Origin of the sequence: Campylobacter showae, from assembly GCF_900573985.1 — a bacterium.
In the GTDB taxonomy this organism is placed as follows: Bacteria; Campylobacterota; Campylobacteria; order Campylobacterales; family Campylobacteraceae; genus Campylobacter_A; species Campylobacter_A showae_E.
In genome coordinates, this window is the sequence record NZ_UWOK01000001.1 from 94520 (window position 1) to 109269 (window position 14750).

Sequence of the window (14750 nt, forward strand, 5' to 3'; positions counted from 1 at the left end):
TTTCTCTTTCTTTGGAGGCGGAAGGGGTTTCTACTTACGAAGCGTCGCCCCTTCCGCCCCCAAGCCCTCTCTAACCCCACTGCACGTGAGAAGTTGCTGCACTGCGTGCAGGTTAAATTTGACGCTATCGCGTCGCGTGTTTTAAATTTGCATTTTCAAGGTTTGGGTCTCGGCGAGTCAAATTTTTAAATTTAATGTCAAAATTTGAGCGTAAAACGATAAGGCGAAGTATCGTGAGATGATTTTAAATGTTTTGAAGTAAATTTCGTCCCAAGATAAGGCATGTAGCCTATCGCAGGGCGAAATTTACGAAATCATTTAAAAGCGCTCGCGAGACAAGCCGTTAAATTTATTTCCAAAGAAGATAGAGTTTTTCGTCGTATATATCGCTACTCTTTGGACTAACCTCCACCTCCGTCACCTCCACGTTTTGCACGTCGTTTTTGGCTTTTAGCGCGCTGGCGTCTTCTTCAAATTTCGCCATCAGCTCCTCGATCTGCGCGTTTAGCTGGGCGACTTCTTGCTCGCTTAGTTTGACGTCGCTACGCTCTTTTAGCACGCTGTTTGCCGAGCGCGCGGAGGTCGCGACCTTGCCGATGTTGCCGCTACTTAGTAGCCCTTTGCCGAAAATCGCGCCCAAAATGCTAGCCCCCACCGAGATCGCGGTCTCGATGCCCTTACTTTTAAAGTCTCGCTGCTCTTTTTCCAGCTTTGCCACCGAGCGGTTTAGTTTCTCCTCTAGGCGAGCTTTTTGTTTGCCAAATTCCGCCGTGAGCTTGGCCGTTTGCGCCTCTAAAATTTCGTTGCATTTATCGGCCAAACGGACGTAAAACTCCTCCTTACTCTCACCCGGCGCCGAGCTTAAATTTAGCGCGCTAAAGAGCCTAAGCTTATAGTTTCTATAGATAAATTCTTTAAAATTTTTGGTTAGATCTTTGAAATTTTTAGCTCCGGCGACAAAGCCCGGCAGCGGCGCGTACGAGAGCTTGAAATTCGGCTCTGCAACCGCGGTAAAATGCATATTTTCGCTAGCCTCGCTCCAGTCGGCGCTTTTTTGAGCTTCATCCAACCTTAGCGTGAAATTTACCTCGCGAACCTCGTCAAGCCCCTTTTTAGCGTCGTAAAATCGCACTTTGGCTTCGCTGTAAAGATACCCCTCCAGCTCGCCGCCCTCCTGCAAATTTGGGCTTGCGGCGTAAATTTGAGCGATGTCCGGCGATAGCACCGGTTTGGCGGCAAAGCTTTTTGCCAGGCTTGATCCGCTCAAATTTGACCCGCTCTTTTGCTCTTTCATCAAATTTGAAATTTGCTCGCGACTAAGCGGTCCTTTTAAATAGCTCAGAGCCCAGCGCGTCGAGATGACGGATAGTCCGTCCTCGTGGATGTTTTTTAGGAGGAAATTGCGCTTTTGCAAATTTGAGATGAGATTTTCTATCTCGCCTTTATCCATCGCAGAGCCCGCAAGCCCCGTCATACCGTCGATCACGCGCGCTTTGTCCTGCGCGGTTTGCAGGCGCCCGATAAACCACGTGCCGATGTTGCTAAGGCCTTTATAGTCTAGATCGACCGGGTTTTGGGTGCTTAGTATCACGCCAAGGCCGTGCGCGCGGGCTTGCTTGAGTAGAGTTAGCATCGGGGTTTTAGACGGCGGGTTGCCGTTTGGCGGGAAAAATCCGAAAATCTCGTCCATATAAAGCACGGCGCGAAGCGAGCTCGTACCCTCGGTCTTGCGCATCCACGCGATGATCTCGTTTAATAGCAGCGTCACGAAAAACATCCTCTCGCTGTCTTTTAGGTGCGAGATCGTAAAGATATTGCACTTTGCTTTGCCGTTTGCGTTAAAAAGCATCTTTGAGATGTCGAGTCGCTCGCCGCTTAGCCATGCGCGAAAATCGGGGCTTGCAAGCAGCGTGTTGATCTTGACGGCTAGCTTCATGCGCTCGGAGCTTGGGTAAAATTTCTCCACGTCAAATACGCCAATCTTGGCAAACGGAGGCGTCGCGATAAAGCCGATGAGCTCCTCTAGGCTCACGTCCGCGCCCTGGCTAAATTTATCTATAAAAATGTTTGAGATGAGTAGGTGTTCTTTTGAATTTACGTCGTTTTCTATACCCAAGAGTGATAGCACCGAGCTAGCCAGAGAGCCGACGTACTCGCTAAATTCCTCGCTGCCTACCTCTAAACTCGGACGGGCAAAATCCCCGAGCAGCGCCACGCCGACGCCGCTACTGCTCTTTGGCGTGTAAATTTTTAGCTCGGCGCTATCTTTAAAAAGTCCCACGCGCTCTAAGCTTTGGAACGAACCCTCGATGCCTTTTGCCCACGTCTGCGCTTCACTCGCGGCAAATTCATCCGTGCTCATGCCTTTGTTTTGCGCCTCGTTTTCATCGACGTAGGGCGCAAAATCCTGCGCGCGCATCTGTGGGAAGGCCAAAGCAAGGTTTGTCATATCGCCCTTTGGGTCGATTATAAAGGTCGGGATATTGTCGATGCAGGCTTCTTCTAGGATGCCGATACCAAGGCCGGTTTTACCGCTACCGGTCATGCCGATGATGGCCGCGTGAGTCGTGAGGTCTTTGTTTTTGTAAAAAAACGGCTCTTTGTCTTTGAGACCGACGTAAAATAGCTTTAAATTTTCTTGGATGGTTTTCATAAAATTTCCTTGTAGATTTTGGGCTATTTTACTGATTTTTGTTTAAATTTCGGGTGAAGCTGCGGGGTAAATTTGAAATCGAAACGGGTAAAATTTAAAAAAGCAAGCACGGGGCTCGCCTTTTTATTTTGCGTTAAATTTATTGGTAAGTTTTTAGCTGCTCTTTTAGCTCTTCGAGAGTTTCTTTTACGCGTTTTTTAGTAAATTTTGCTATATCTTCGCCTGCACCGTCTTTATCGGCTAGCTGACAACAGTATCTCATCGCGCCCTTATATTTTAGCGCTGCGACAAGTTTTAGATCTGTATTTATGTTTATATTTTTATTAGAGTCGCCCGCCTCGTCCGGTATGCATAGCTCAAATTTAGCATTTATAAGCTCGCCCTCTTTAAATCCGCCGTCATCCAAGCTAACGACGCCTAGACCTCCCCTTGAGATATCGTATAGATTGCCCTGTATTTCGCTACCGTTTTGTGTGAGGATCACCTTGGTGTAACGATCCGGATATACGCGCTGGTGTTTTCTTAAATTCGCGTGCAAATTTTGCATATACGTGAAATTTTGTAACGTTACGGTCAAATTTGCAAGATCAAATCCGATGATATCCGCCCTTAAATTTTCGGAAAAATATTCATCGCGTACGATATAGGCGTTTTGTTCCTCTTTCATGGCCAAAATTTGCTCTAATGTTACCTTGCAGACGACCGTATCGTCTTCTACATGCTCTACTTCGCCCATGCACTCGACTTTTACGCCGTTGTAAAGATTTAGAAAGTGCACCTGGCGGTTATCGTTTCGTACTCTGGCAAATACGGTCACTGCGTCCTCGCGCATAAAAGAGCTGTCGTTATACGTGCCGTTCATCTGAAATATGATTCCTTCCGAATAAAGTTTAAAACTAGATTATAGTAAAAAATCCTTATTTTTTCATTTAAGTACTGATATTTTGTATTAAACTTAATGTCGTTTTGATGTAAAGATGTAGAAAAGAAGCACTAAGGGCGAGAGCTCGCCCTTAAATTTGGATGATTATAGTTTATCTGCGTTGTGAGATAGGTAGTCTGCGACGCCTGCAGTATCGGCTTTCATGCCTTTATCGCCTTTGTTCCAACCAGCAGGGCAAACCTCTCCGTGCTCGTTCGTAAATAGCATAGTATCTACCATTCTGATCATCTCGTCGATGTTTCTTCCAAGCGGAAGGTCGTTGATGACCGCATGGCGAACGGTGCCGTCTTTGTCTAGCAGGAATGAGCCGCGAAGCGCGACGCCAGCGTCTTCTAGAAGTACGTCAAAGCCGCGAGCGATAGACTTCGTCATGTCAGCTACTAGCGGGTAACGAACTTGGCCGATGCCGCCTTTGTTTACCGGAGTTTCTTTCCACGCGAAGTGAGAGAATTGGTTATCTGTTGAAACGCCGATAACTTCGATACCGCGAGCTTTAAATTCATCGTATCTTTTATCAAACGCGATGATCTCACTAGGGCAAACGAATGTAAAGTCCATAGGGTAGAAAAATACTACCGCGCCCTTCTCGCCGATATTTTTATATAGGTTGAAATCATTTACGATTTGATTGCTTCCTAAAACTGCTGCAGCTGTAAAATCAGGTGCTTTTTTTGTTACTAACATTTTTTCTCCTTAATAATTTTTATTTGTAGCGAAATTATATCATCTAAAGATTAAAAAGAGCTAAAAATTTAACGTTTTCGTTTTAAAATTTAACGCAAAAATTTAATATCAAATTTACTTAGTTTTTGATATTCTTGCGAAAATTTTGACCAAAAAGGATAAAAAATGGCAGTAAAAATAACAGATATTTGCATCAGCTGCGGCTCATGCATCGACGAGTGCCCGACGAGCGCTATCGTAGACGACGCGGATAACCCGACCGGCGAGGACGCATACTACGTCTATGCGGATAAATGCGTCGAGTGCGTAGGCTATAACGACGAGCCGGCATGCGCCTCAGCCTGTCCGACCGACGGTTGCATCGTTTGGGACGCTCCTTTTGCAGGACAGCCTTCTCGCGCCGAGATAACTGCTGATATGAGAACGGGCGAAACTGCCGTCATCTCGTAAACTCCGCATCTAAGCCCTTTTGCGGGGCTTATTTTGAAATTTAATTTTTTTTTGATATAATCACCGCCTTATAAAAACCACAAAAAGGAAATTTTATGCAACAAACGCTTTCTATTATTAAGCCTGATGCCGTAAAAAAGGGCGTTATCGGAAAAATCGTGGATAGATTCGAAAGTAACGGACTAAGAATCGCCGCTATGAAAAAAGTCAAACTAAGCACATGCGACGCAAAAGCTTTCTATGCAGTTCACAAAGACAGACCTTTCTTCAACGATTTGGTTGATTTTATGGTAAGCGGACCGGTCGTAGTTATGGTTCTTGAGGGCGACGATGCGGTAGCTAAAAATCGCGATCTAATGGGCGCAACAAATCCAAAAGAAGCAAAACCTGGCACTATCAGAGCCGACTTTGCAGAGAGCATCGACGCAAATGCCGTTCACGGTAGCGACAGCCTAGAAAACGCTAAAAACGAGATCGCATTTTTCTTTGCAACAAGAGAAATTTGCTAAATTTAGGTTAAATTTTGAAAATATCTTTCGCCAAAATCGTAAATAACCAAATGCCGTTCGAGTTAAATTTGGACGGAGTAAATTTTAACGGCGATCTAAAAAGAATAAATCAAAATTTAGTTAGCTGTAAAGGCAAAATCGCAGGCAAGATAGCTCACAACTGCGACCGATGCGGCGAAGATATAAATTTAAAGCTTGATGAAGATGTAAATTTGATATTAAGCGACGGAATTTATAAAGATAAAGAAGAAAATCTCGACGATGTAGTAGAGTTTTTCGACGGCTTCATAAATTTAGAAGAAGTATTAACAAGCGAAATAGAAGCTTTTAAGAGCGATTATTTTTATTGTGAAAAATGTAAAAATCTATAAAGGAGAATAAAATGGCAGTACCTAAACGAAGAGTAAGTCATACTCGCGCGGCAAAGAGAAGAACGCACTATAAAGTAACGCTTCCCGTTCCCGTAAAAGATAAAGACGGCTCATGGAAAATGCCTCACCGCGTAAATAAAACTACCGGAGAGTATTGACACAAATGACCAGCATATGCATTGACGCGATGGGCGGCGACTTCGGTCCGCAACCTATTATTGGCGGCGTGATCGAGGCTTTAAAAGAAGTAAAATTTGAAGCCGTTTTGGTAGGCGATACGAAAATTTTAGAAAGCCTCGTTCCGCAAAATTTAAAACAATACGTAAAATTTATTCAAGCCGACGAGGTCGTTTCTATGAGCGACGGCGCCACCGATGCGTTAAAGCGAAAAGAAAGCAGTATTTTTAAGGCTATCGAGCTACTTAAAAATAAACAAACTATGGCCGTAGTTTCGGCAGGACACAGCGGAGCTACGATGAGTCTTGCCACGCTTCGAGTCGGACGGCTTAAAAACGTCTCGCGCCCGGCGATAGCGACGCTAATGCCAAACGTAACCGGCGGCAACACGCTAGTTTTGGACGTCGGCGCAAACGTGGACTGTAGGCCGGAGCATCTATTTCAATTTGCGATAATGGGCGAAGCCTACGCAAAAGAGATTTTAAAAATAAAATCCCCCAAACTAGGACTTTTGTCTAACGGTGAAGAAAGTAGCAAAGGCAACGAGGCGACTAAAGAAGCTTTTGAAATGATCTCAAAACTCGATAGCTTCGTAGGCAATGCCGAAGGAAATCAGGTTTTTGATGGAAGCGTCGATGTCGTTATTTGCGATGGATTTGTCGGAAATATCCTACTAAAAACAAGCGAAGGCGTAGCTGACGCGATAACTAAAATCATCAAAAAACATGTTAAAAAATCCCCGGTCGCCATAGCCGGTTCGCTTCTCATGAAAAAAGTTTTTAAAACTCTAAAACAGCAAGTTGATTACGACGAATACGGCGGCGCGCCGCTACTTGGCGTGAACGGCTGCGTCATAATAAGCCACGGTAAAAGCACACCGAAAGCTATCAAAAACGCGATATTTCAAGCTCTAAAATTCGCAAACTCCGATATAAACAAAGTCATCGAAGACGAGCTTTCGCACTTCGCAAAATGAAATTACAAAGAAAAATTTAATGCCAAAAGCCTCGCTAATATCCATAGCCGCATACGCTCCACCTAAAATTTTAACAAATTTCGACCTTGAAAAAATGGTGGAAACCAACGACGAGTGGATAGTTAAGCGTACAGGTATCAGCCAAAGGCATATAGCGCAAGACGAAGACACGAGCGAGCTTGGCACGAAAGCGGCAAAAATAGCGCTTGAAAGAGCAAATTTGGCGGCAAAAGATATCGATGCGGTTATCTGCGCAACCATCTCGCCAGATCACTTTTGTATGCCCTCAACGGCGTGTAAAATCGCTAAAAATTTAGGCATAAATACCATTACGGCATTTGATATAAGCGCGGCATGCACGGGCTTTATTTACCTGCTTGAGCTTGCAAAATCACTGATTAAAAGCGGAAGCAAAAAAAACGTATTGATAATCGGAGCCGAAAAACTAAGCAAGATCGTCGACTGGACGGACAGAACGACTTGCATACTATTTGGCGACGGAGCGGGTGCAGCAGTCGTAAGCGCAGCCGAAGAAAACGAGATCATTGACGTTCATACCGCAGCCGATGGCAACTACGCAAACCTGCTCATAACTCCAGGTGGCGAAGAGAAATTTATCAAGATGTCGGGCAACGAAGTCTTTAAAATCGCAGTCCAGACGCTAACCAAAGACGTCGTAGATATCCTAGAAAAAAATCAAATTTCAAGCGATAAAATCGATCTTTTTATACCTCATCAGGCAAATTTACGCATCATCGAGGCGGTCAAGCAGCGCTTAAATTTTACAAACGAACAGTGTGTCGTAACCGTCGGAAAATACGGCAACACAAGCTCAGCCTCTATACCTATGGCGATGAATGACGCATACGAAGCGGGCAGGCTCAAAAAAGGCGATTTGCTTTTACTGGACGCATTCGGCGGCGGCTTTACTTGGGGTTCGGCGCTACTGAAATTTGGCGGCGAAACTGCAAATAATTTTTAATCTCGCAGTTAAAATTTAAATCTTGCGCTTAAATTTATCAAAACCAAAAACCGATTCTACAATCCTTAGTATAACCACCGCATAGCTTACGATCGACCGATTACACCCGACCAAAAAAGCTAAATTTAGCTCGGCAGAGGTATAATACAAAAAATCACGGAAGGCAAAAAATGGTAGTCAGTAAAATCTACGAAATCAACTCTTGCGACGATATGGAGCTGGGCGTTAAACGCTCTACGAAATTAAACTTCAAACTGTGCTACGATGACGATAAGCCGGTTAACGCCATAGTTTTTATAGTGCCTGGATGCGGCGGCGACGTCGATAAAGCATATAGAGACCACCTAGCCGAATTTACGGCGAGAGAATTTAACGTAGCCGTGATCAATGTAGATTATCACCATATCTACAACAGATTAGTTGCGGGTGCTAGATACTATATGGACGAATTTGATCAAGAAATTTTAAGAGAAAAATGCCGAGAAATAAACCTGCAACTAGGCGGCGATCTGAGCTCGCTAAAAAATTTAGATAAGCTAAACGGCGTCTTGTCTGCGGTTAGTAACTATATAGACAACAATAAAAATAGCGGAGCATTTCCAAAAGATTTTGTTTTAAATTTATCCCTTACGATTGATCCGGCAAAAGACGAATACCAAAATTTCGGCATTATGCAGGCGCAGGATTTGATAAACGCCCTACTTTTTATAAAGGTAAATGCGCCGTTTAAAGCGATTAAAAATTTAAACGAACTACCAGTCGTCATGATCGGCAGCTCGCATGGAGGTTACCTATCGCATATGGCCGCTAAGATCGCTCCGTGGCTCATAGACGGCGTCATCGATAACAGCAGTTATGCCAAATATCCGCTTAGGATCGTGGGATTTGGTAAGGAGCTTGACTATATGAATCACTGCTGCTCATCGAACGATATGCTTTTTAAACATATAAATTTTTTCATCTCCGACAAGACGCTTTGGACCTTAAAAGATGGCTCCGATAAGAGATTTATGCCAGCGCACGAAAAGATACGTTATATTTTAAATTTAGACCACGTAAAAACCCAAAGCAAATATCCAAATCCGATTTATCTAAGCTATCACTATGCCGGAGACGACATCGCTCCTATCGCTGATAAATCAGAACTTTATAGCAAATTTAACGCATGCGGCATAGACGCGACGTTAAAAATAATAAAGGACGAAAGCGAGCTTGACGGCAAATTTATCAAATCGTTAACTCACGGCTTTGATATGTCCATCAAAACGCTGATCTCAAAAGAACTTCCGCCGATGTTAGCCAAGATAGCAACTCGCCAAAAACAACCTTGCGAGGATAAAAGCATAACCTATATCTCGGAAAATTTAGAATATAAGTTTTTTGAAGCAAACGACAAAATCAATCTACAAGTTTCAAAAATATGGCAAAACGGCACGGTAGTTAAAAAAACGTATAAAATCCACTCCTGCGACGATACCGAGCTTAATATAAAGCGCGAAAGCTTGCTAGAGTTTAACCTTTGCTTTGATACCAAAAAGCCGGTCTCGTCAATAGTTTTTATAATACCTGGCTACGGAGGAGACGCGGACAGCAACTACCGTGAGCACTTAGCGCAGTTTGTCGCGAGCGAATTTGGCGTAGCCGTAGTAGGCGTAAACTACCACTGTATCGGCGATAGACCGCAAACAGGAGCGACGATATTTTTTGACGATTTAGATAGATCGATATTAAAAAAAGAATGCGCCAGGTGCGGCATAGAGCTCCCGGAAAATTTAAGCGTAATCGATATGCAAACCCTGCTTGATATCGACAATCTAATAGACGCAAGAAAACGCGATAAGACAGCACCTCAAGACTTGTCGCTTAAACTATCAATTTCCCTTCAACCGACCAAAAACGAATACCAAAATTTCGGCATTATGCAGGCGCAGGATTTGATCAATGCGCTACTTTTCGTAAAAGCCAACGCTCCTTTTGAGTGCGCAACCGACATAAACGACCTACCAGTCGTCATGATAGGTAGCTCGCACGGAGGCTATCTATCGCATATGGCCGCCAAAATCGCCCCATGGCTCATAGACGGCGTCATAGATAATAGTAGCTACGCGCTAGCGCACTGGCCTTTTATCGGCTTTGGCAAAGAGATAGATTACATGAAATATTACAGCGGTTACACCAGCGAATGCTATCACAATATCGAGCTTTATTTATTCGACAAGACGCATTGGACGCTAGACAAGGCTTCGCCGGCTTATTTTTCTAAATCAAGAAAATATATAAGAGAAATTCTTTTGCCGCAACACCTCAAAGTCCAAAGCGGCTACAAAAAGCAAATTTACACGAGCTATCATTACGCTTATGACGATTTTTACGCTCCGGCTAGCGAAAAACAACGACTCTACGACGAACTGAAAAATTTAGGCTACGACGCTACTCTAAATATAATAGAAAATGAAAGTCAGCTTGACGGTAAATTTATCAAAACGCTAACGCACGGTTTAGATATGTCGATAAAAACGCTAATCTCAAAAGAGCTACCGCCGATGCTAGCTAAAATCACAGCTCGACCGAAACAGCCTTGCGAGGATAAAAGCATAAGTTACGTTTCAGACGATTTAGAATATAAATTTTTTGAAGCGAACGACAAGATAAATTTAGAGATAAAAAAACAAAATCTACCGCAAAAAAATCATGATAATAAATAAAACATACGAGATCCCATCCTGCGACGACGTAGAGCTTGGCATAAAGCGAGATTCGCTACTTGAGTTTAAGCTCTGCTACAACGACGAAAAGCCCGTTAGAGCCCTAGTTTTCATAGTGCCTGGGCTTGGCGGCGATGCGAACGAAAACTATAGAGAGCATTTAGCGCAGTTCGTAGCTAGCGAATTTAACGTAGCAGTAGCGAGTCCGAACTACCACTGTATCGGCAACAGACCGCAAACGGGGGCAACCTATTTTTTAAACGATTTAGACAAAATCATCCTTAAAAACAAATGCTCGAAAATCGGTATAGAAATCCCAAACGATATCAGCTACGGCGAACTCTCAGTGCTAGATGCCTATCTAGACAAGGTAAAATCAAGCGGCGGTTTGCCGAGTGATTTTAAATTAGAAATATCCGTAACGCTGCAACCGACCAAAAACGAGTATCAAAATTTCGGCGTTATGCAAGCTCAAGACGTGATAAATGCCGCGCTTTTCATCAAGGCAAATCCGCCGTTTAAATCCGTAACCGATATAGACGAGCTGCCAGTTGTCCTAGTCGGCAGTTCGCACGGCGCATACATAAACGCCTTAGCAGCCAAATTTGTGCCGTGGCTCGTGGACGGCCTCATCGACAACAGCAGCTACGCGAAGCTAAACTGGGAGCTCATAGGCCTAGGCAAAGAGGCGGATTATCTCAAATTTCGCGAATACTCGACCGATATATATTTTAAAAATATCAAAATTTACGTCTTTACCAAAACGATGTGGACGCTACTGGATAAATCCTCGCCTCGATATTTCTCGCAGGCGCGCGAAGATATACGAAACGCCCTAGACGTCGCACATCTGAAAGTCCAAAGCGAGTATCCAAAGCCTATCTACGTCGGCTACCAATGCGCCGTAAACGACCACTGCGCGCCGCCCGAGGAAAAGGCACAGCTCTACGAGGAACTGCAAAAACTCGGCTTTGATGCGACCTTGCATATGATAAAAGACGAGAGCGAGCTTGACGGCAGGTTTCTCAAAAAGCTAACGCACGGCTTGGATATGTCTATCAAGCTTTTGATCGCTAAGGAGTTGCCGCCGATGCTAAAAAAGATAGCGTCCCGCAAGAAGCAAATTTGCAAAAACAAAAGCATAGCCTATCGCTCGGACGAGCTGGAATATAAATTTTCAGAGGCAAACGGTAAGATAAATTTGGAGATAAAAAGATAATTTTATTTATAAATTTGCATTTACTGAAAAAAGGAGGGGCAGGTTTAGCGGCAAATTTGAGAAACGATATAAATTTAAAACACAAAAAGCAGCGCGGCGAACTAAAAGCAAATTTATATGAAAATTTAACAAAAAGCTTAAGCCTAATTTACTCTAAACTAAAAACCGCCTCATCTTACGCTTCCAGTCGTCTTTTGGTATCTGCATATCGTTTGCGCATCGCTCTAAACCTAACGACGAGCACAAGCCAAATTTAGCTCGGCAAATTTAAGATTAGCTCGCCGTAAAACCAAAGAAAATTTAAGCGACCGCCCCAAAGCCAAGCCGCTTAAATTTCGGTAAAAAGCAAAATTTATTGTACCGCCCAGTTTAGCCTCGGGCTTAAATTTACCCGAAGTAAAGCCAAACTCGCGCGGCGCGCCCCGTCAAATTTACCCTGATTTACCCGTTTTTCCTTGCAAATTCTTTCATAAACTCAGCCAAAGTCCGCACGTTTTCGATACTCACGGCGTTGTAGATAGAGGCTCTGATGCCGCCTACATGACGGTGCCCTTTTAGACCCAGCATGCCCGCACTTTCGGACTCGGAGATAAAGGCCGCCTCCAGCTCGCGGTTTGCGATGGTAAAGCTAACGTTCATCAGCGAGCGGCTATCTTTTTGCGCGTGACCTTTGTAAAAGCCACCCGAGCCGTCGATCGCGCCGTAAAGCAGGGCCGCCTTTTGCTCATTGATCTCATTTATCGCCGCTAGACCGCCCTGCTCTTGTACCCAGCCCAGCGTCAAATTTAGCAGATATATGCCAAATGTCGGAGGCGTGTTGTATAGCGACGAGGCCGACGCGTGCGTGTCGTAGCGAAGCATCGTCGGAGTGCGCTCCATGCAGGCTCGCTCCAGCATATCTTTGCGGATGACGACGACGGTTACGCCGCTTGGGCCGGCATTTTTCTGCGCGCCGCCGTATAGCAGCCCCACGTCCGTGAAATCAATCGGCCGCGAGAAAAAATCGCTCGACGCGTCGACTACCAGCGGGGCTTTGGAGTGAGGTAGCGCGCGGTACTGCGTGCCGTAGATTGTGTTGTTTGTGCAGAGGTAGCCGTATGCGGCGTCATCACTAAATTTAACCTCAGGGATGCGGTCGTAGGAGGTTTCCTTGCTACTAGCGACTACTTCATAGGATACACCGACGTTTGCGGCCTCTTTGATCGCCTTGCTAGTCCAGACGCCCGTGTCGGCATACTGCGCGACGCCTTTGGCGGCTAAATTTAGCGGTATCATCGCAAACTGCAAATGCGCGCCGCCTTGCAAAAATAGCACGTCAAATTCCTCGCCGATGCCGTATAGATCGCGCGCCTTCGCCATCGCGCCGTAGTGCACCTCTTCAAAAATCTTGCTTCGGTGGCTGATTTCCATTATCGAAAAGCCCTTGCCCTGATAGTCCGTGAGCTCGTTTTGCGCTCGCTCAAGCACGCTAAGAGGCAGAGCCGAAGGTCCCGCGCTAAAATTTAGCTTTCTATTCATCCAAACTCCTTTCAAATTTGAGCTGATTTTAGCGTTATTTGCGTTAAAAAATTATTTCGCGTCGCAAGGTCGACGGCAAAAGCTCGCAAATTTTACACTTTAAGCTACCTTTTGATACAATTTTTCATATTAAGGAGCGAAATTTGATAGAGATCGAGCGTAAATTTATCCTGCGTGACGCCGCCGTCATAAACGAGCTAAAAGCCCGCGACATCGACGTCCAGCAAAAAGAGGTGACGCAAATTTACGTCAAAATCACTCCGCTTGAGGAGATTAGATTTCGCGAGGCTTCGGGCGTTTTTACGATCGCTCAAAAATCAGGCATCGGCCTAGCGCGCGAGGAAAATGAGAGCGAAACGGACGCCAAAAGCTTTAAAAAAGCCCTAAAAAACGCGGTCGCCACTCCGATAAAAAAGACGAGATTTTTATTTCGGCTTGACGGCGCCGCTTGCAACGTCGATATTTTTCATGGTGCTTTAGAGGGGCTTGTTACTTTAGAGGCCGAGTTTGCTAGCGAGCGCGAGGCGACGGAGTTTAACCCGCCCGAGTTTATCGCCGCGCACATAGCTAGCGAGGTCACGGAGGATGAGCGCTATAAAAATAAAAATTTAGCGCTTTTTGGCTTGCCGCAGGGCAAATTTGACGCGCAAAAGAGCATTGAGATTTTACAAAACAGTCCGGGGCTGGAGCTAAATTTACCAAGCTACATCGGCGCGATGGATGCGATGCGGATGGTGTTTTTTCAGATCTTTACGCTGCTTAGCAAGCACCTAAACGAGTACGCAAGCTCTAGCGATGCCGAGGCGCTGCACCAGATCCGCATAAATTTGCGCAAAACGCGCTCTCTACTTAAAATTTTCACTCCAGTTTTTGACCAAAAAACGGCTTGTTATTTTCTGCTAAATTTTAAAAAACTAGCCGAGCTAACTAACCAAAAGCGCGATATAGACGTATTTTGCGAGTTTTTGCAAAAACAAAAAGGTTTTGAAGCGCTAGCTAGCGAGCTAGAAATTTTAAGCAAAACCATAGCTAAAAGCGTCCAAGCCGAGCTACAAAGCGACGAAGCGAACGAAATTTTGCGCGACTGGGAGGTATTTTTACGCGAGGGGAGCGACTTTTTTAAAGGCGAGCTAGGAGACGCGCCGATAAAAAAACTCGTCGCAAAATCCATGCGAGCTCAAATTTTACGCCTTAAAAAATCTCTCTCAAATTTAAGCCAAACAACCGAGAATGCGCAGTTTCACAAGTGCCGCATCGAGATAAAAAGGCTGAGATACTTAAGCGAGATTTCCGGCGGCGGTTTTGACTTCCCTGCGGCTAAAAAATGCTTTAAAAAGAACAAAATTTTACAAGAAGTTTTCGGCTCATTGCAAGACGCCGACGTCTGGCTAGGCCTGCTAGCGCACATAAAAAGCGGCGCCGAGCAAAAGCGCATAAACAAACTCCAAGCTAAAATTTACAAAAAAATCTACGAGCTACGAAGCGAAATTTTAGACTCAAAGCCTAAAATTTTAAAAAGCCTCACAAAGCTTTCGCACGGCTTAAAAATCTACTATATCTAAA

The 14750-nt window shown here is 44.7% G+C and carries 14 protein-coding genes and 1 pseudogene; 11 read left to right on the top strand and 4 right to left on the bottom strand.

All coding sequences use genetic code 11. The annotated features are described in order from the left end of the window. Positions 1-349: 349 nt before the first annotated feature. The 3 genes from EE116_RS00490 to EE116_RS00500 all read right to left on the bottom strand — a co-directional run bounded on the left by EE116_RS00490 (position 350) and on the right by EE116_RS00500 (position 4280). Positions 350-2653 (bottom strand): ATP-binding protein, encoded by a 2304-nt coding sequence (locus EE116_RS00490; protein WP_122872774.1) that lies wholly within the window; start codon positions 2651-2653, stop codon positions 350-352. 139 nt (positions 2654-2792) lie between these two features. Continuing rightward, complete coding sequence (locus EE116_RS00495; RefSeq protein ID WP_122872775.1) at positions 2793-3515, bottom strand: PilZ domain-containing protein; 723 nt, start codon at positions 3513-3515, stop codon at positions 2793-2795. A gap of 165 nt (positions 3516-3680) precedes the next feature. Next, positions 3681-4280 carry a peroxiredoxin gene (locus EE116_RS00500; RefSeq protein WP_122863178.1) on the bottom strand — a complete coding sequence of 200 codons (600 nt, stop codon included), beginning with the start codon at positions 4278-4280 and terminating at the stop codon, positions 3681-3683. 165 nt (positions 4281-4445) lie between these two features. On the opposite strand from EE116_RS00500, the gene EE116_RS00505 reads away from it, so the two are divergent. From EE116_RS00505 to EE116_RS00545, 10 genes and pseudogenes are all read left to right on the top strand, one after another. After that, entirely contained in the window at positions 4446-4730 is a 285-nt protein-coding gene (locus EE116_RS00505; RefSeq protein WP_002952388.1) for a DUF362 domain-containing protein, read from the top strand. A gap of 95 nt (positions 4731-4825) precedes the next feature. After that, the gene (gene ndk, locus EE116_RS00510) at positions 4826-5239 is read left to right on the top strand and encodes a nucleoside-diphosphate kinase (RefSeq protein ID WP_002952387.1); all 414 of its coding nucleotides are present in this window, start codon (positions 4826-4828) and stop codon (positions 5237-5239) included. A 14-nt stretch (positions 5240-5253) separates the two neighbouring features. Next, complete coding sequence (locus EE116_RS00515; protein ID WP_122872776.1) at positions 5254-5610, top strand: YceD family protein; 357 nt, start codon at positions 5254-5256, stop codon at positions 5608-5610. Between the two features lie 11 nt (positions 5611-5621). Next, positions 5622-5768, top strand: a complete 147-nt coding sequence (rpmF, locus tag EE116_RS00520) for a 50S ribosomal protein L32 (RefSeq protein ID WP_002943740.1) — start codon at positions 5622-5624, stop codon at positions 5766-5768. Positions 5769-5773: 5 nt separating this feature from the next. Next, entirely contained in the window at positions 5774-6763 is a 990-nt protein-coding gene (plsX, locus tag EE116_RS00525) for a phosphate acyltransferase PlsX (RefSeq protein WP_002952384.1), read from the top strand. Positions 6764-6782: 19 nt separating this feature from the next. After that, on the top strand, positions 6783-7745 hold the full coding sequence (locus tag EE116_RS00530) for a beta-ketoacyl-ACP synthase III (protein ID WP_122872777.1): 963 nt from the start codon (positions 6783-6785) through the stop codon (positions 7743-7745). Between the two features lie 170 nt (positions 7746-7915). After that, positions 7916-9145 (top strand): annotated as a pseudogene (locus tag EE116_RS12540) (DUF2920 family protein); the annotation flags it as partial. Between the two features lie 18 nt (positions 9146-9163). After that, positions 9164-10450 (top strand): DUF2920 family protein, encoded by a 1287-nt coding sequence (locus tag EE116_RS12545; protein ID WP_206159252.1) that lies wholly within the window; start codon positions 9164-9166, stop codon positions 10448-10450. Next, positions 10437-11669, top strand: coding sequence for a DUF2920 family protein (locus EE116_RS00540; RefSeq protein WP_122872779.1), 1233 nt, complete (start codon positions 10437-10439; stop codon positions 11667-11669). Before EE116_RS12545 ends, EE116_RS00540 begins: the two co-directional genes overlap by 14 nt. A 56-nt stretch (positions 11670-11725) precedes the next feature. Further along, complete coding sequence (locus tag EE116_RS00545; protein WP_122872780.1) at positions 11726-11926, top strand: hypothetical protein; 201 nt, start codon at positions 11726-11728, stop codon at positions 11924-11926. A 184-nt stretch (positions 11927-12110) separates the two neighbouring features. Here the strand turns inward: EE116_RS00545 and serC are convergent, their stop codons facing one another. Further along, a complete protein-coding gene (gene serC, locus EE116_RS00550; protein WP_122872781.1) occupies positions 12111-13187 on the bottom strand; it encodes a 3-phosphoserine/phosphohydroxythreonine transaminase in 1077 nt (358 codons plus the stop codon). Between the two features lie 143 nt (positions 13188-13330). Between serC and EE116_RS00555 the strand changes: the two genes are divergently transcribed. Further along, positions 13331-14749 carry a CYTH and CHAD domain-containing protein gene (locus tag EE116_RS00555; RefSeq protein WP_122872782.1) on the top strand — a complete coding sequence of 473 codons (1419 nt, stop codon included), beginning with the start codon at positions 13331-13333 and terminating at the stop codon, positions 14747-14749. Position 14750 lies beyond the last annotated feature (1 nt).

Coding starts and splice junctions, on each gene's coding strand:
- EE116_RS00490 (WP_122872774.1), bottom strand. CDS start 2,653: ATGAAAACCATCCAAGAAAATTTAAAGCTATTTTACGTCGGTCTCAAA.
- EE116_RS00495 (WP_122872775.1), bottom strand. CDS start 3,515: ATGAACGGCACGTATAACGACAGCTCTTTTATGCGCGAGGACGCAGTG.
- EE116_RS00500 (WP_122863178.1), bottom strand. CDS start 4,280: ATGTTAGTAACAAAAAAAGCACCTGATTTTACAGCTGCAGCAGTTTTA.
- EE116_RS00505 (WP_002952388.1), top strand. CDS start 4,446: ATGGCAGTAAAAATAACAGATATTTGCATCAGCTGCGGCTCATGCATC.
- ndk (WP_002952387.1), top strand. CDS start 4,826: ATGCAACAAACGCTTTCTATTATTAAGCCTGATGCCGTAAAAAAGGGC.
- rpmF (WP_002943740.1), top strand. CDS start 5,622: ATGGCAGTACCTAAACGAAGAGTAAGTCATACTCGCGCGGCAAAGAGA.
- plsX (WP_002952384.1), top strand. CDS start 5,774: ATGACCAGCATATGCATTGACGCGATGGGCGGCGACTTCGGTCCGCAA.
- EE116_RS00530 (WP_122872777.1), top strand. CDS start 6,783: ATGCCAAAAGCCTCGCTAATATCCATAGCCGCATACGCTCCACCTAAA.
- EE116_RS00540 (WP_122872779.1), top strand. CDS start 10,437: ATGATAATAAATAAAACATACGAGATCCCATCCTGCGACGACGTAGAG.
- serC (WP_122872781.1), bottom strand. CDS start 13,187: ATGAATAGAAAGCTAAATTTTAGCGCGGGACCTTCGGCTCTGCCTCTT.